14 protein-coding genes are annotated in these 17,181 nt (G+C 44.9%); 11 read left to right on the top strand and 3 right to left on the bottom strand.

The features are described 5' to 3' along the window. Positions 1 to 85: 85 nt before the first annotated feature. A complete protein-coding gene (locus ACMAZD_RS07155; protein ID WP_435249083.1) occupies positions 86 to 1,303 on the top strand; it encodes a Bcr/CflA family multidrug efflux MFS transporter in 1,218 nt (405 codons plus the stop codon). Beyond that, complete coding sequence (locus ACMAZD_RS07160; RefSeq protein ID WP_435249084.1) at positions 1,303 to 1,962, top strand: DUF2913 family protein; 660 nt, start codon at positions 1,303 to 1,305, stop codon at positions 1,960 to 1,962. Before ACMAZD_RS07155 ends, ACMAZD_RS07160 begins: the two co-directional genes overlap by 1 nt. A gap of 84 nt (positions 1,963 to 2,046) precedes the next feature. On the opposite strand, the gene ACMAZD_RS07165 is transcribed toward ACMAZD_RS07160, so the two are convergent. Then, complete coding sequence (locus ACMAZD_RS07165; RefSeq protein ID WP_435249085.1) at positions 2,047 to 3,483, bottom strand: DUF2867 domain-containing protein; 1,437 nt, start codon at positions 3,481 to 3,483, stop codon at positions 2,047 to 2,049. Between the two features lie 98 nt (positions 3,484 to 3,581). Here ACMAZD_RS07165 and ACMAZD_RS07170 point away from each other — a divergent pair, with 98 nt between their 5' ends. The 5 genes from ACMAZD_RS07170 to nhaA all read left to right on the top strand — a co-directional run bounded on the left by ACMAZD_RS07170 (position 3,582) and on the right by nhaA (position 10,775). Further along, a complete protein-coding gene (locus tag ACMAZD_RS07170; protein ID WP_435249086.1) occupies positions 3,582 to 4,955 on the top strand; it encodes an MATE family efflux transporter in 1,374 nt (457 codons plus the stop codon). Positions 4,956 to 5,077: 122 nt separating this feature from the next. Further along, positions 5,078 to 5,749 (top strand): ABC transporter ATP-binding protein, encoded by a 672-nt coding sequence (locus ACMAZD_RS07175; protein ID WP_435249087.1) that lies wholly within the window; start codon positions 5,078 to 5,080, stop codon positions 5,747 to 5,749. Next, on the top strand, positions 5,730 to 8,183 hold the full coding sequence (locus ACMAZD_RS07180; protein WP_435249088.1) for an ABC transporter permease: 2,454 nt from the start codon (positions 5,730 to 5,732) through the stop codon (positions 8,181 to 8,183). Before ACMAZD_RS07175 ends, ACMAZD_RS07180 begins: the two co-directional genes overlap by 20 nt. Before the next feature lie 2 nt (positions 8,184 to 8,185). Then, on the top strand, positions 8,186 to 9,322 hold the full coding sequence (locus ACMAZD_RS07185; protein ID WP_435249089.1) for a lipocalin-like domain-containing protein: 1,137 nt from the start codon (positions 8,186 to 8,188) through the stop codon (positions 9,320 to 9,322). Positions 9,323 to 9,605: 283 nt separating this feature from the next. After that, a complete protein-coding gene (gene nhaA / locus ACMAZD_RS07190) occupies positions 9,606 to 10,775 on the top strand; it encodes a Na+/H+ antiporter NhaA (RefSeq protein WP_435249090.1) in 1,170 nt (389 codons plus the stop codon). 128 nt (positions 10,776 to 10,903) lie between these two features. Here the strand turns inward: nhaA and ACMAZD_RS07195 are convergent, their stop codons facing one another. Then, positions 10,904 to 10,996, bottom strand: coding sequence for an IS3 family transposase (locus ACMAZD_RS07195; RefSeq protein WP_435249091.1), 93 nt, complete (start codon positions 10,994 to 10,996; stop codon positions 10,904 to 10,906). Between the two features lie 325 nt (positions 10,997 to 11,321). Between ACMAZD_RS07195 and ACMAZD_RS07200 the strand changes: the two genes are divergently transcribed. Then, entirely contained in the window at positions 11,322 to 12,242 is a 921-nt protein-coding gene (locus ACMAZD_RS07200) for an IS5 family transposase (protein WP_435249092.1), read from the top strand. Between the two features lie 39 nt (positions 12,243 to 12,281). On the opposite strand, the gene ACMAZD_RS07205 is transcribed toward ACMAZD_RS07200, so the two are convergent. Next, entirely contained in the window at positions 12,282 to 12,587 is a 306-nt protein-coding gene (locus ACMAZD_RS07205) for a hypothetical protein (protein ID WP_435249093.1), read from the bottom strand. A gap of 158 nt (positions 12,588 to 12,745) precedes the next feature. On the opposite strand from ACMAZD_RS07205, the gene ACMAZD_RS07210 reads away from it, so the two are divergent. The 3 genes from ACMAZD_RS07210 (at position 12,746) to fabV (ending at position 17,125) form a co-directional block, all read left to right on the top strand. Then, positions 12,746 to 13,375, top strand: coding sequence for a TetR/AcrR family transcriptional regulator (locus tag ACMAZD_RS07210; RefSeq protein WP_435249094.1), 630 nt, complete (start codon positions 12,746 to 12,748; stop codon positions 13,373 to 13,375). Positions 13,376 to 13,430: 55 nt separating this feature from the next. Beyond that, positions 13,431 to 15,713, top strand: a complete 2,283-nt coding sequence (locus ACMAZD_RS07215) for an acyl-CoA dehydrogenase (RefSeq protein ID WP_435249095.1) — start codon at positions 13,431 to 13,433, stop codon at positions 15,711 to 15,713. A gap of 209 nt (positions 15,714 to 15,922) precedes the next feature. Beyond that, positions 15,923 to 17,125: an enoyl-ACP reductase FabV gene (gene fabV / locus ACMAZD_RS07220; RefSeq protein ID WP_435249096.1), complete on the top strand. Its 1,203-nt coding sequence runs from the start codon at positions 15,923 to 15,925 to the stop codon at positions 17,123 to 17,125. The last annotated feature ends 56 nt before the right edge of the window (positions 17,126 to 17,181 follow it).

The raw sequence follows: 17,181 nt of genomic DNA on the forward strand, positions 1-17,181 counted from the left end.
CATATTCGAGTATCACTGTGCGTATTCGTATATTGCTGAGTGCATGCTCGTGCTCATATAGAACTTAGTACTTAGTTGGAGAGTTATGCAAACGTCTACCCAGCAGACCCCAAGCTCACAACCACAAACTCCTCAGTTAGGTTGGATGCTATTTTTGGTTCTGGGCGCTATTGGTGCTTTGACACCACTCGCCATCGATATGTACCTACCTGCAATGCCAACGATCGCCAAAGATCTCGGCGTGACAGCAGGGGAAGTGCAAATCACACTTACTGCGTACACCGCAGGTTTCGCTTTAGGTCAGTTGTTACATGGTCCGTTAGCCGACAGTTATGGTCGCAAGCCAGTTCTACTGATTGGTGTGCTCTTCTTTGCGATAGCGTCTGTCGTGAGTGCAACCACTCATGGTATTGAAGCGTTAACGTTAGTTCGTGCCGCTCAAGGTTTTGCAGGTGCGGCGGCGGCGGTAATAATCCAAGCCGTTGTGCGTGATATGTTCGACCGTGAAGATTTCGCAAGAACCATGTCGTTCGTTACCTTGGTGATGACGGTTGCACCACTTATCGCGCCGATGATTGGTGGTTATTTGGCATTGTGGTTCGGTTGGCGTTCAATATTTTGGGTGTTAGCTATTTTTGCAGTGATTGTGATTCTCGCGGTCATCATCAAAATCCCTGAGACACTACCTGTCGAAAATCGTCAGCCATTGCGCTTTAAAACGACGATTCGCAATTACGCTCGTTTGTGTAAAAATCCGACGGTTATGGGTTTGATTTTTGCGGGTGCATTTTCATTCTCTGGGATGTTTGCATTCTTAACTGCAGGCTCTTTTGTCTACATTGATATTTATGGCGTACGTCCTGACTTGTTCGGTTACCTGTTTGGCCTGAACATTGTGGCTATGATTCTGATGACAACCATCAATGGTCGAATTGTTAAGGAGGTCGGTTCTCATACGATGCTGAGAGCGGCGCTGATCATTCAATTACTGGCTGGTTTAGGCTTGCTCGTTGGGTGGGCGTTGGATCTGGGACTTTGGGGCATTGTGCCGTTTGTTATGTTATTTATTGGCACCATTTCTACTATCGGCAGTAACTCTATGGGTCTACTGCTCAGTGGTTATCCAAACATGGCAGGCACGGCTTCATCGCTTGCGGGAACATTAAGATTTGGTACTGGCTCTGTCGTTGGAGCTATCGTTGCGATGCTGCCAAGTGACAGTGCTGGGTCTATGGCTATGGTAATGGCTGCGTGTGCAGTAATGTCAGCATTACTATATTGGACATTAGGAAAGAAGGCATAATGTCAAAATACTATATTGAAATTCAGAAGTTAGTGAATGACGCTTTGGGCGAGCTTTACGCTCTGCACAAAGCAGGCAAAGCGATTGATGCGCCTATTGCGAACAACCTTTATTTAGTTCGTTGGGTAACGAAGGCGATTAAGGCTCAGTCTTATGATCGCGTGATTGTTCCTGATTTGGTGCGTTGGCAGAAGCAGGGTCGTTCAAAAGGCAACAACTCTGATTTAACTTTTACCTTCAAACGTATTTCTGCGTTTTACGGTAAATTCTTCCCTGAAAGCGAAGAACCCAAAGCGTTGAAAGACAGCGACGTTGAAGCCTTTATGGACAAGATGTACGAGATGGGTTGGAGTGTATCGAGTGAAGATGAGCTGACGACTGGCGGCAAAATTCAATTCTTCACTGATGGTGAGCACTCTTTTGCACTTTGTGGCAAACAGTGTGATGACTCGTTCGACGGTGAGCTAATGGTTAAGCCAATGAACTGGTTTGTCCGTGGTAACCACGCTGAGTTTATTCAAGCAGCGATGGAAGCGGGTTTCATGCTTCACAAAGTCACTGACTACAAGTCAGCAGTGAAGTACCACGGTGAATACATCGTGTACCCCGCTAACCAAGGCAACCAACTTGCAGAGATCCCAATTAGCGTTGTCGGCTAACGGCTAGATACGAGATGCGAGATGAGTGATACGAAGAGCCACTTACTCGCATCTTTTTTATCTTTTCTTATCTCGTATCTGCTTTTAATCCCTCATCTGCTCTTGTGCCTGTTTCTCTATCGCCTTCACCATGCCTTTAAAGATAAATAGGTGGGCAGGCATCATCGCGAACCAATAGAGTAGACCTAGAAAGCTTTTCGGGTGCCACCAAGCCGTGATGTTGAGCTCTCGTGACTCTCCATTATCCGACACGGTGATTTCTAATCGTCCTAAACCGGGGCCTTTCATACCGAAAAGCAGAGATAAAAACTGGTTCTCTTCACAACGAATGACTTTCCACGAATCGATATTGTCACCGACTTTTAGGGTCGGCCCTTCAGGCATTTGTCGAACCGGCACACCACCGCCAAAGAGAATATCTAACCATTCGCGTGTGCGCCACAATGCATTAGCAAAGAAATAACCTTGCTTTGGGCTTCCTATTTGCTGAGCAACCTGCCACAAAGACTTTAATGATGCCGTTGATTTAATGCTCGCTCCGGTTTTCTTTGGGTAATAACCATAACCAGCCTGCCAGCGTTTAAACGCGGTTTTATCGAAACCCCACACATTACTTTTCACGAAGTTGCCTTCAGAGTGAATGGTTTGCTCGACCATACGTTCGAACGACATTAGCTTTTGGGGGTACTGTTCATTAATGGTGGTTGAGTTAGCAATAAAGTCATGCTTAAGGCCTGCGAGAAGTGCTCTGCCGATATTTGATGGGACAGAGGTCACCACGCCTAACCAATAAGACGCAATTTTCGGTGTCAGTAGAGATGTAGCCCAGAGTCGAAGAGGGCGATCTGCGGTTTTGGCGATATGAGCAAACTGGTTTCGGTAAGAGACAATATCAGGGCCGCCGACTTCGAAGGTTTGGTGAGCTGTTGGTGTGTCTTGCGCCAGTTTGAGTAAGTAATAGTTGAGGTTCTGTAATGCTATTGGGTTTGCTTTGGAATCCACCCATTTTGGCGCAATCATGATAGGTAGGTTGTAAACAAAGTCTCGCATGATCTCGAACGCCGCTGAGCCAGGGCCAATAATCACGCCAGCTTGCAATTCAGTGACTGGCACTGAGCCTTTTCGCAATAAGTCACCGGTTTGCTTGCGGGCTTGTAAATGTTCCGAATCCGCCGTTTGTGGTTGAAGCGAACTTAGATAGATCACGTGCTTATTATTTGGAGTTAGCGCTGAGATAAAATTGCGCGCCAAATTCAATTCATAGTTGATGAAATCGTGGCCTTCAGCCATCCCATGTACGAGAAAGAAAATAAGATCAAAGTCAGGGACGAGCGCTCGAGTCGCAGCTTGATCGGCAAGATCAAGATACACGAGTGATAGATTGTCGTGAGGCTCTGTTCGTGCTTTTAAATAGTCGATATGCCTTGCTGCTGCGGTGACTTGATGGCCTTGTTCAAGCAGGAGAGGGAGGAGCTGCGAACCAACATATCCAGAAGCGCCTAAAACCAGTACTTTCTTCATTGTTACTCCATTTATATCTGTGGTTAAAAACCGAACATTGATATAATAGCGCGATATTTATCTTTATTCATCAATACGTTCCGTTTAGGTCTCTCTATATGTTGTTCTCTTCAATTATCCATCACACTCGAGGTGAATTTGTTCGTAGGCTTATTGCGATTGCTTTGCCTATCACCTTGCAGAGCATTATGTTCTCAAGTCGAGGCCTTGTGGATGTGCTGATGTTAGGCCAATTGGGTGAAGCTGATATTGCTGCGGTGGGTGTGGCGAGTAGAGCTATGTTTGTCACGACTATTATGCTGGTGGGCGTGACCACGGGTGGTGCGTTATTGACTGCGCAATATTGGGGAGCCGGTAACAAGCAAGGCGTCAGAGAAAGTACGGCGTTAACTTGGTTGGTGTCTACGTTGTTTGCTTTGCTGACTATTGTGTTCTTTATTTCTTTTCCAAGCCAAATCATGGGTGTGACGACCGACTCACAAGAAGTCATCAACCTTGGTGTTGATTACATCGTTATCACTTCATTTAGTATGTTAGCCGTGTCTTGTGTCAGCAGTATGGCGGTTGGCCTAAGAGCTATGCACAAGCCGGGTTTGAGCACTTTCTTTAGTGGTATCGGAATTCTATCAAATGTATTTCTAAACTGGGTTTTGATTTTTGGTAACTTGGGCTTCCCTGCTCTTGGAATCAAAGGTGCTGCGATTGCGACAGTGCTGAGTGGTGCAATCGAAGTGGCGACCTTATTTGGTTACCTTTATTGTTCAAAGCATCTATTGGCTTTCAAGCTCTGCGATATAAAAGTGGCAGCTTCAATCGAAAAAGTGGTTCGCTTCTTAAAGTTATCGCTTCCGACGACGTTTAACTTCTTGGCGTGGGCTGGTGGTTTGTTTGCTTACCACGCGATCATGGGTCAATCGGGCGTCCAAGGTCTTGCTGCACTTTCCGTAATGACGCCGGTTGAGTCTATCTCGTTGAGTTTATTGATTGGGCTTTCGAATGCGGCAGCGGTTCTGGTTGGTAACCAACTTGGCGCGAAGAACAATAAAGCGGTTTACTATCAAGCACTAGGTTTAACGATTTTGTGTTTCTTGACTAGTATTGTGGTCGCTATTTTCCTTTACTTCGTACAAACGCCAATACTGAACGCCTTTAGCGCTTTGACAGAAGAAACCCGAGCGCTTTCAGAGAAATTCATTCTGATTCTCAGTGTGGGTATTGTTATTCGTTCGGTACCGCTGACGGTCATCGTTGGTGTGTTGAGAGCGGGCGGTGATGTGAAGTTCTGCCTCTATCAAGACGTGATTGCTCAGTGGGTGATCGGTATTCCGCTAGCTGCGATCGCCGCTATCTACTTTAAGTTTCCCCCTGAGTGGGTATATCTGCTTTTCCTCACTGAAGAAGTGCTTAAGTGGGGTGGCTCGCTCTACCGCATGAAAACAAGAAAATGGATCAAAAACTTAATAGGAAGTTGAAGTAGGGCGCACTGATAGCATCACTTTATCGTTGGTGTGTGATCTATCTTTCAAAATACTTCCTCCTAACAGGGAATTAGTGTAGATTCTCCTTCCAAATTCTAACTAATGCGAGCTGTTTAATGTTAAAGCTGTCAGACCTATGTAAAGGCTATGTCGACGGGGGAGAATTTCACCCTGTTTTGCAAGGTGCAGAACTAACATTAAACCAAGGTGATCAGCTAGCATTAATGGGAGAAAGCGGTTCTGGTAAAAGTACATTACTGAATCTTATCGCGGGTTTAGACCAAATAGACTCTGGCGAAATTGCTTTCCCAAACTTTAATATGCACGATTCGACAGAGCGTAATCGTACTGCTTATCGTCGAAACAATATTGGTCATATCTTCCAGCAATTCAACTTGCTACCAACGCTTAATATTGCCGACAACATTCGTTTTTGCCGTCAATTAAAAGGCTTACCTGATGACAAGGGGCTTTGGCGACAAATCCTTTCTGCTTTAGACCTTATGCCTTTGCTTGGACGTTATCCTGAAGAAGCGTCTGGTGGCCAACAACAGCGTGCGGCCATTGCTCGTGCTTTGTACATGGAACCTAAAATCTTATTAGCCGATGAGCCGACTGGCAGTTTAGATGAGCGTAATGCTGAAGCGGTAATGCGCTTACTGACGTCTTTAGCTCGTGAGCTGGAATGTACTCTGTTGCTTGTTACTCATAGTGAAAAAGTGGCGCAGCATATGGATGGACGTATTCGTCTACAGGGAGGGCAACTTCATGTTATGGCCCGTAGTTAAGGCGCTACTCGGTCATTATCGACGTTACCCACTTCAGATTATTTTGGTATGGCTTGGCTTAACCCTCGGCGTATCATTACTGGTTGGTGTTACCGCAATCAATCAGCACGCCAAACAGAGCTACGCTCACGGCGAAAAACTGTTTTCGAATCCTCTTCCATATCGTATTCGTCCCAAGCACAACGCCAATAAGATCCCTCAAGGTTTTTATATCCAGCTACGCCGTGAAGGCTTTCAACAGTGTTCCCCTTTTGATCACCACCGTATCACTGATGAAAATGGTGCAAACTTCATGCTAATTGGCTTGGACCCAGTGTCTATGCTTCAGTTACATCCGGGCGTTGCGCTAAAAGATCTCACAACATTAAACCTAATGAAGCCGCCGTATCCAATCCTTGTCAGCGATGATCTTGCTGAACATATGGAATGGAAGAATGGTGACTATATTCCTCTTCTTGATGGCTCTGAACTTGGGCCTGTTGTTGTTGATCAAAACGATCTCATTAACGGCACGCGACTGATCGCAGATATCTCGCTGTTAAGAATGTTGAAACGTAGCGCTGGACTGTCTGTTATTGCTTGTTCAGATATGCCGCCAGAGAAGTTAGAACGTCTTAAGAATATGTTGCCTAATGGACTGACGATTTCTCGCAGTTCAAAAGCTGAATTGGAATCTCTAACCAGTGCTTTCCACTTAAATCTAACCGCGATGGGCATGCTGTCGTTTGTCGTGGGCTTGTTTATCTTCTATCAAGCGATGTCATTGTCATTTATTCAACGTCAGCCACTGGTTGGAATATTAAGGCAGACTGGTGTGTCCGGTTGGCAACTGGCTAAAGCTCTGTGTTTAGAACTCTTAATTTTAGTGCTAGTGAGTTGGGTGTGCGGCAACATCTTTGGTGTCATGCTGGCTAACCAACTGTTACCTGCCGTGTCTTCAAGCTTAGGCGACCTATACGATGCCAATGTGGGTTTAACCATCAACTGGAATTGGCGTTGGAGCGGTTATAGTTTAATGATGGCGTTACTGGGTGCCTTCTTAGCTTGTGCGTGGCCATTGGTGCGTTTACTTAAGTCTCAGCCTATTCGTTTGTCATCACGCTTGTCGTTAATGCGCTTTGCGGGTACGGAATTTACTTGGCAGGCTTTGATTGGTTGCGGCTTCTTAGTTGCTGCTGTAGCGGTTTATCAAGCGCCTCAAACCCAAGAAACCGGTTTTGCTATCATCGCGCTTATGCTCGTGAGTGTGGCTCTGTTTACGCCGTTCTTGATGTGGAAATTATTCAACAGCTTATCCTATTCATTACGCTGGGTTCGTGCTCGTTGGTTCTTCGCTGATGCAGCATCAAGCATGAGCTACCGTGGCGTTGCTACTATGGCCTTTATGCTGGCGTTATCGGCAAATATTGGTGTTGAAACCATGGTGGGTAGTTTTAGAGACACCACCGATAAATGGCTGACTCAACGTTTGGCCGCTGACCTCTATATATACCCTACTAACAACGCAGCTCCCCGTATGAGCGACTGGTTATCAGAACAGCCTGAAGTGGATTCAGTGTGGTGGCGTTGGGAGAAAGATGTTTCTTCTGCTGCGGGTAATCTTCAAGTTGTCAGTACAGGGCCTTCAGAAGGCGAGCTAGAAGCACTGACTATCAAGCTCGGCATTCCAAACTATTGGTACCATTTACATCATTCTAAAGGGGTGTTGATCAGCGAATCGATGTCTCTGAAATTGGGAATTCGTCCTGGCGATTATATCGACCTGCACGATAGCCTTGGCTCAGGTTGGCAAGTTGTCGGTGTCTATTATGATTACGGCAATCCATACCATCAGGTCATGATGTCACATCGCAATTGGCTGTATGGGTTTGCAGGCAGGGGCAATGTTGGATTAGGTGTCATATTAAAAGACGATGTGAATGCTATTGGTTTGCGCAGTCGTTTGGAAAGTGTGTTTAGGCTAGGGTCTGAACGTATCTTTGATAACAATAATATTCATAGCCAAGCGATGCGAGTCTTCGATAGAACCTTCGCAATTGCTGATACGCTAGGCAACATTACCTTAGTAATTGCTGTATTCGGTATCTTCTTCGCGACGGTGGCGGGTGAAGTGTCTCGTCAAAGGCATATCTCACTTCAACGCTGTTTAGGAGTCTCTGCCAAAGAGTTGATATTTACCGGAAGCTTGCAGTTGTTTGTGTTCGGGCTAATTTCATCTTTGATTGCGGTACCACTAGGTCTGGCGTTAGCAAGTTTGATCGTTGATATTGTTATTAAGCAGTCTTTTGGGTGGTCACTTGAGTTACAAGTGATTCCTTGGGATTACTTAGTGACTTTTGCGTGGGCGATGGCAGCATTAATGCTTGCTGGTGCCTTGCCAGTGATGAGGATGATCCGAAATACGCCTATGAAGTCATTGAGGGATGCGCTCTAATTATGTTTCAACGCAATGGCTCAAAAAAGCTAAGACATCGTTTTGTCTCCTCTGTTCTACTGATCAGCTTCTTCGGCGTGCTCTTAGGCGTATGGGCGTACTACTCTTACTTCGTTGATGTAGGCGAGAAGGGTGTGAACGAGGTTAATTCGGTACTTGTTAGCGAACACTTCAATGTATTTGAGCCTGTATTGCCTGACAGAAACGTTTCCCTACCGCGTGATTTCCAGTTCCACCCTGAATTCCAACATGAATGGTGGCATTACTTCGCTTCTTTAAAAGGGAGCGATGGAAAGAAGTATTCGGTGCAGTGGAGCTTTTTCCGCATCGCAACGGATGAGCGCGAAACGCCAGGATGGCAAAGCCCACAGATCTATATTTCAAATGTCGTCATTTCTTCTGATTCTAAAGTGTGGAAAGAACAACGTTTAGCGCGTGGCGGTATTGGTCAGGCGGGAATGACGAACAGTCCCTTTAGAATCTGGATTGATAACTGGAATTGGCGAGCACTAGGTAATACGCCGTTTCCGGGTCGACTTCAAGTGGACACGGATACCTTTGGTCTTGAGTTAGATACGGTTGCTAAAGGGCCTTATGTGCTCAATGGCGACAATGGCTATCAGAAAAAGCACGATTTGCTACCTGTTGCGTCTTACAATTTTAGTGCTCCTTTCTTATCTTTGACTGGCACATTGCAACTTGATGGTGTTGCCAAAGAAGTTCAAGGAACGGCATGGGTACATAAAGAGTGGGGAAGTGGCTTACTTGGCGTAGGCCAACAAGGGTGGGATTGGTTCGTCTTTAATTTAGATGATGGCACGGCATTGAGTATTAACCGCTACCGTCATAATCAGCAGATGCCTTATGTATTTGGAACACTTGCCACTCGCTCTGGCAAGGTTTATCAACTGGCTGAATCTGACATTTCTATCAAGCCTTTGCAGAATACAACGCTGCTTAATGGCAGAAGAATGCCCCTTCAATGGATAATTAACGTCCCTGAGCACGATATTAACCTCACTACACGCATTAAACGCCGTGATATGTGGCTTCCCTTTGTAATTCCGTACTGGGAAGGGCCGATCATGGCAAGTGGCAGTCATGAAGCGACAGGCTTCATGCAACTCACCGGTTACTGAAAACACCTAAGGCTATCATTTGATAGCCTTTTTTATATTCACCGTACCTTCCATACTCGAATAAATTCTGCATACAGCTCAAGGGTTCTCATCTATACTTATTTCATAACACGTAAAAAAGTTATGGAATATACGACGTATTGTTTAGTATTTGTAGGAAAAACCGAAGTTAAACATCCAAAGAAGTGATTATCTATCGATTGGGCTTCTCTATACACTCGTGGTTATTCTTTGTTATTCTTTGTTATTCGTTTATTTAAATAATAAATATAAGGGCGAAATCATGACCGACGTCATCCGTGACTTCTTTAAAATGGAATCTGCTGGCGGCATCATACTAGTCATCGCTGCGGCGATCGCAATGTTTGTAGCAAACTCACCACTGAACGAAATGTATCAAGGCGCTCTACAAAGCTACGTTCTTGGTATGTCTGTATCTCACTGGATTAATGATGGCTTCATGGCTGTCTTCTTCCTTCTAATCGGCTTAGAAGTTAAGCGTGAACTTTTAGAAGGCGCATTAAAGTCTAAAGAGACAGCAATCTTCCCAGCTATCGCAGCTGTGGGCGGTATGCTAGCTCCTGCACTTATCTACGTGCTATTTAATTCTGGTAACCCAGAAGCATTACAAGGCTGGGCTATTCCAGCAGCGACAGATATCGCATTCGCATTGGGTATCATGGCGCTACTTGGTAATCGTGTACCAGTTAGCTTGAAAGTGTTCCTACTGGCTCTAGCAATTATCGATGACCTTGGTGTTGTTGTTATCATTGCATTGTTCTACTCAGGTGATCTTTCGACGCTTGCTCTAACGGTTGGCTTTATCGCAACAGGTGTCCTGTTTATGATGAATGCTAAACATATGACTAAGCTGAGTGTTTATTTGATCGTCGGTGCAATTCTGTGGTTCGCAGTATTGAAGTCTGGTGTTCACGCAACACTGGCTGGCGTAGTGATTGGTTTTGCGATTCCACTCAAAGGTAACAAAGGGGAGCGTTCTCCTCTCAAACATCTAGAGCATGCATTGCACCCGTATGTTGCTTTTGCCATTCTTCCAATCTTTGCATTTGCAAACGCTGGTATATCATTGGAAGGTATTTCTCTATCAAGTCTAACCGGAATGCTACCTTTGGGTATCGCGATGGGTCTACTGGTTGGTAAGCCACTGGGTATATTCTTATTTAGCTGGGGCGCAGTGAAAATGGGCATAGCTAAGCTTCCTGAAGGCGTGAACTTCATGAATATCTTTGCAGTCTCTGTGTTGTGTGGTATCGGCTTTACAATGTCTATTTTTATCTCTTCACTGGCATTTGGTCCTACGAACGCAGAATTTGACACGTTCGCTCGACTAGGTATCTTGATGGGCTCTACGACAGCAGCAATACTGGGTTACTTTCTACTGAGTATTTCTTTACCTAAGACTAAGCAGCAAGAAGTAAAACTTAATCGGTAGCTGGCTCGTTCATAGACTAGCGATCCAGTTCCTGAGTATTAAGGACAGTAGCAGAGTCACTCCTGAGATTCAGTAGAGACAAAGAATAAAAAGCCCTATTTGAAGCGCTCCCGTAAAGTTGGACATTTCTATTGAGTGGCTTTCAAGGCCTGAATTCGATGTTCTATCGGAGTCAGGCCTTTTAATTTCACTTTTATACGTTTAGTATTGTTGTACACCATGCATTTTTTTGTTTGCTCGTCAGAGCTCCTGCATCTTCAAAACTTTGGATGTTATGCAACTCTGTTTGAGTAAAGTAAAAATCTCAGCAACAGCATTATCTAAACAGTTATTTTTTCTCGACATGCTTTGTGTTAACTCACTCTCCGCTACATCCGTTGCCCACCTCTCATCGGGGGTAGGTTGAACTAGATACCTCCCAATATATTGTATATTGTTTAGCTCTAATGCATTTTGGCTCACGGCTAGGCCTTGTTGCTTAAATCGATGGAACTAAATCAGGAAGCTACGATCTGATCGGATACACCCATCAATCGTCGTAGTCTCATGCCTAAACCTCGTTACAAAACAACTAACTGGAAGCAGTATAATAAAGCCTTAATCAACCGTGGCTCTCTGACCTTTTGGATTGATGAGGAGACGTTAGCCGAGTGGAAGCAAAACAAACAAGGCAAGCGTGGTAGACCTCGCCGATTCAGCGACTTAGCCATTACTACCGCTCTGATGGTGAAACGCGTTTTCTCTATGCCATTGAGAGCGCTGCAAGGTTTTCTAGACTCCGTCTTTAAGCTGGCTAACATCCCTCTGGTTTGCCCACACTACACCTGTATAAGTCGTCGATCTAAGGATGTTGAGGTTTCATTTAAAACTAAAACCAGAGGTGCGATACAACACCTAGCCATTGATGCCACTGGTCTCAAGGTTTATGGCGAAGGTGAATGGAAGGTCAAGAAGCATGGAACTGATGGGAAGCGAAGAGTCTGGCGTAAGCTGCACATCGCAGTAGATACAAGCACCCACGAAATAGTCGCAGCAGAGCTGAGCTTATCTAACGTAACCGATGCCGAAGTGCTCCCCAACTTACTCAATCAGACACGTCGGAAAATCATTGAGATATCAGGTGATGGCGCTTATGACACAAGGGATTGCCATGATGCCATACGGATCAAGCGAGCTGTTCCGCTCATCCCACCAAGAGAAGGGGCTGCCTTCTGGGAGCGTGGTCACCCCCGAAATCTCGCCGTGGGTTGCCAGAAGTTATATGGCTCAAATAAGTATTGGAAAGAGCGGTATGGCTATCATAAGCGCTCTCTATCAGAGACCGCGATGTACCGAGTAAAACAGCTGCTAGGTGGGAAATTAAGCCTGAGGAACTACAACGCTCAAGTTGGCGAGACTTACGCTATGATTAAAGCCCTGAATAAGCTTACAGGGCTTGGTATGCCTGAAACACAGTATATCGATTAAGAATTAAGCACAATGGGGCAGGCATGCCTTCTCTCTGAATTAAGCAACAAAGCCTTTCGCTGACTGTGAGGAAGAGAGTTTGCCGATATATACAACAAAATCAGCATATAGTTGGCTCCCATGCATGAGGCTTCCTTTTCTGATTGGCATACTATATTTAAGCCCCCAAAAAAAAACCCAAACCAACACGGTTTGGGCGGATACAAGTATAGGAGTTAATAAGGAAAATGCAGTAATTAAGAAAGCAGGGGAGAGACAAGTTTGACGGCCTGTTAAACTTCTAAATACTCTGTTTCTACCTAATTTATGACCCTCCATTTCTATTTCAGTTACAAGAAAATGCATTAATTTTTTCTTTTTTTGTAAACATGCATCGATTCAATCGGTTAGTGAATAAAGTAATTAACTGGTACGACCAATTTTTGAAAGTGTGATGTTGCTTGCTTGTTAAATAAATGTACTAAGCGTATATTTCAAACAGTTGTTTAATACGAGTGATTGAAATGGCACCAAGAAGCACAACCAAAGACAAAATCTTAGATGTGGCTGAAGGCTTATTTGCTGAGCACGGTTTTAATGACACCTCTTTACGCACCATTACGGGTAAAGCCAATGTAAATCTTGCTTCAGTGAACTACCACTTTGGCGATAAGAAGACTCTGGTTCGTGCCGTATTAAATCGATACTTAGAAGCATTTATGCCTGCACTGCAAGACACTTTAGTGAACTTAAACTTGAACGAAACGTATTCTATGAGTGACGTGTTTGAGTCTTTGAGACAGCCGTTAAGAGCACTGAATGATGTAAGGCCAAATGGTACGAGCCGATTTATGTTACTCATCGGTCGAGGTTATACGGATGTACAAGGTCACTTGCGTTGGTTCATTACCACTCGCTACAGCGAAGTGCTAACCCTGTTTACCAGCTCAGTGATGAAAGCCAACCCGAACCTCACTCAAGAACAGTTATTTTGGCGATTGCACTTCACCCTAGGGACTTGTGTATTCACCATGGCATCTAGCCAGGCTCTGATAGAAATTGCAGAGAATGACTATGACAGAAAGATAGATGCTAAGGCAGTGGTCGATATTCTCATTCCATATTTGGCCGCTGGCATGTCAGCAAAAGATTAAAACAATAAAAAGCAAAATATTCACAAACAATATAGTGAACAAAAGGATCTGAACTATGAGCTCTCTAAGACAAAAATGGGTAAGTGACCCAGCTTTTAAACTCTTTAAAAAAGTACTTCCACCACTATCTAGCACCGAGAAAGAAGCGATGGAAGCGGGTAGCGTGTGGTGGGATGGAGAGCTGTTTTCTGGTAAACCAGATTTCACTAAGCTTCACCAGTACCCAAAACCTAAGCTGACAGCAAAAGAGCAATCATTCATGGATAATGAACTTGAAACTTTGCTCGCTATGCTTGATGACCATAAAATTGTGAAAGAAGACCGAGACCTTCCAGTGGAAGTTTGGAACTTCTTACGCAAAGAGCGTTTCTTCTCGCTAATTATCGCGAAAGAGTACGGCGGTCGTGAATTTTCAGCACACGCCAACTCTACTATCGTGACTAAGATTGCAACTCGTAGTATCAGTGCTGCGGTTTCGGTAATGGTTCCAAATTCTCTTGGCCCTGGTGAGCTACTGTCTCATTACGGCACTCAAGACCAAAAAGACTACTGGCTACCACGTCTTGCTGACGGTACAGATATTCCTTGTTTCGCACTGACAGGCCCTGAAGCGGGCTCTGATGCGGGTGGCATCCCTGATGTCGGCACTGTGTGTATGGGCATGCATGAAGGGAAAGAGACACTAGGCATCAAGCTTAATTGGAACAAGCGTTATATTACGCTAGCTCCAGTGGCAACGGTACTTGGTCTGGCTTTCAAACTGCACGATCCAGAGAAGCTGCTTGGTGATAAAGAAGACATTGGTATCACTTGTGCACTTATCCCAGCTGGCCACGAAGGCGTTGTGATTGGTGAGCGTCATGATCCACTTGGTCTTGCGTTTATGAATGGCCCAACACGAGGTCACGATGTGTTTATTCCTATGGAATGGCTAATCGGTGGCGCAGATTACGCAGGTAAAGGTTGGCGTATGCTGGTGGAATGTCTGTCTGCAGGTCGTGGTATCTCATTACCCGCACTGGGCACAGCGATGGGCCACCTAACAGCGAAAACGACAGGCGCATACGCTTATGTTCGTAAGCAGTTCGGTATGTCGATTGGTAAGTTTGAAGGTGTTGCAGAGAGCCTAGGCCGTATTGGTGGTTTAACGTATCTACTAGAAGCGACTCGTACACTGACAACTACTTCACTGGATATGAAAGAGAAGCCGGGTATCGTAACGGCAATTGCGAAGTATCACATGACTGAAATGGCTCGTACTATCCTGAATGACTCAATGGATATCCACTCAGGTCGTGCCATTCAAGATGGCCCAATGAACTACTTGGCTGCGCCTTACCTAGGTATTCCCGTTGCTATCACAGTAGAAGGTGCGAACATCCTAACTCGTAACCTGATGATCTTCGGTCAAGGTGCGACACGTTGTCACCCATACGTATTGAGCGAAATGGAAGCGGCAGCGAACCCAGACGAGAAGCAAGGTGCGAAAGATTTTGATAGCTTGTTGTTCAAGCACATCTCACACGCAACTAAAAATACGTTCGGTGCTTTTGGTGCGGCACTAACGGGCTCTAAATTCATTAAAGCCGACATGAGCGGCCCAACGAAGCCTTACTATCAAGATCTGACTCGTTTAAGCCGTGCGCTTGCAGTCAGTGCGGATTTCGCAATGCTGACACTAGGTGGCGAACTGAAACGTAAAGAGCTTATCTCTGCACGTTTAGGTGATGGTCTAAGTTACCTATACATGGCTTCTGCTGCACTTAAAAAGTATGAAGATGAAGGTCGTCAACAAGCTGATTTAGACTACGTACACTACGCGGTTCAACACTGTTTCCACAATGCGGCTAAGTCGTTACAAGAAGCGTACCGTAACTTCCCGAACAAGATGGTTGGTAAAGTACTTAAAGGTCTAGTTTTCCCTGTTGGTAACCACTTCGAAAAACCGAGTGATAACCTTACAGTTCAACTAGCAGAAAGCTTGATGACTCCGGGTGCACACCGTGAACGTCTGACTCACCTCTGCTACATCGGCAAAGAAGAGGATGATAGTGTTGGCCTTATGGAGAACGCTTTCAATGCGATGTACAGCATTAAGCCTCTGGAGCGTAAAATCTTTAAAGCAGTGAAAGAAGGCAAAGTAGCTCGTAAAGGCTTGCTGGCAGACAAACTGGCTCAAGCACTTGCTGCCGATGTACTAACTCAAGCAGAAGTCGACCAAATTGTTGCTGCTGATAAATTGCGTTATACAGCGATTCAAGTTGATCACTTCAGTCATGACCTTAGTGAAACTTTGACGCGAAAAGAGTTAAAACCTAAGCTAAATAGCGTTGCTTAGATAGCGAAATGATAAAAGGCACCTATTAAGGTGCCTTTTTTGTTTTTGTCGTAGAAGTCTTAATAGAAGCGTTAACAAATGGCGACTTAGTCAGCAAATATCAGTTGAGTGCTCCAACCACTTGCATTTTCACCACATTTTTACAGAAATTAGATGCCATTTGCGCACGAAACTCTTATCCTTAACCTGATTTTTTAAGGAAGTTGAATATGATCATCAAACCTCGAATTCGCGGATTCATCTGTACTACAACACATCCAGTCGGTTGTGAAGCTAATGTAAAAGAACAAATTGCTTACACAAAAGCTCAAGGCCCAATCACAAACGCACCTAAACGTGTACTAGTTGTTGGCTCTTCAAGTGGCTACGGCTTGTCTTCACGTATTGCGGCAGCATTTGGTGGCGGCGCTTCTACTATCGGTGTTTTCTTCGAGAAAGCCGGTACTGAGAAAAAAACTGGCACAGCTGGTTTCTACAACTCAGCAGCGTTCGACAAGCTAGCTAAAGAAGAAGGCCTGTATTCAAAAAGCCTTAACGGCGATGCTTTCTCTAACGAAGCAAAACAGAAAACAATTGACCTGATCAAAGAAGATCTAGGTCAGATCGATATGGTTGTGTACTCACTGGCGTCTCCAGTGCGTAAAATGCCAGAGACTGGCGAAGTAATTCGTTCAGCTCTTAAGCCTATCGGCGAAACGTACACATCTACAGCTGTAGATACAAACAAAGATGCGATCATTGAAGCAAGCGTTGAGCCTGCTACTGAAGAAGAGATCAAAGACACTGTTACTGTAATGGGCGGTGAAGATTGGGAACTTTGGATCAACGCACTTTCTGAAGCGGGTGTTCTAGCTGACGGTTGTAAGACTGTTGCTTACAGTTACATCGGTACTGAGCTAACGTGGCCAATCTACTGGGATGGCGCGTTAGGTAAAGCTAAGATGGATCTAGATCGTGCAGCGTCAGCGCTAAACGAAAAACTAGGCCAAACTGGCGGTACTGCAAACGTTGCTGTTCTTAAGTCTGTTGTGACTCAAGCAAGTTCTGCAATCCCTGTTATGCCTCTTTACATCGCTATGGTGTTCAAGAAGATGCGTGAAGAAGGTATTCACGAAGGTTGTATGGAACAGATCTTCCGTATGTTCAGCCAACGTTTATACAAAGAAGATGGTAGCGCAGCAGAAGTTGACGAAGTGAACCGTCTACGTCTAGACGACCTAGAACTTCGTGACGACATTCAAGAGCATTGTCGCAACCTATGGCCTCAAATCACAACTGAGAACCTAAAAGAACTGACTGACTACGTAGAGTACAAAGAAGAGTTCTTGAAGCTGTTCGGTTTCGGTGTTGAAGGCGTTGATTACGAAGCTGACGTTAACCCAGCTGTTGAGTTTGATGTAGCTGATATCTAATTCAAACAATCGAGTCAAAATGAAATAGGCGCTCAATGAGCGCCTATTTTTTTACC

It is taken from the genome of Vibrio sp. nBUS_14 (genome assembly GCF_051201655.1).
Lineage (GTDB): Bacteria > Pseudomonadota > Gammaproteobacteria > Enterobacterales > Vibrionaceae > Vibrio.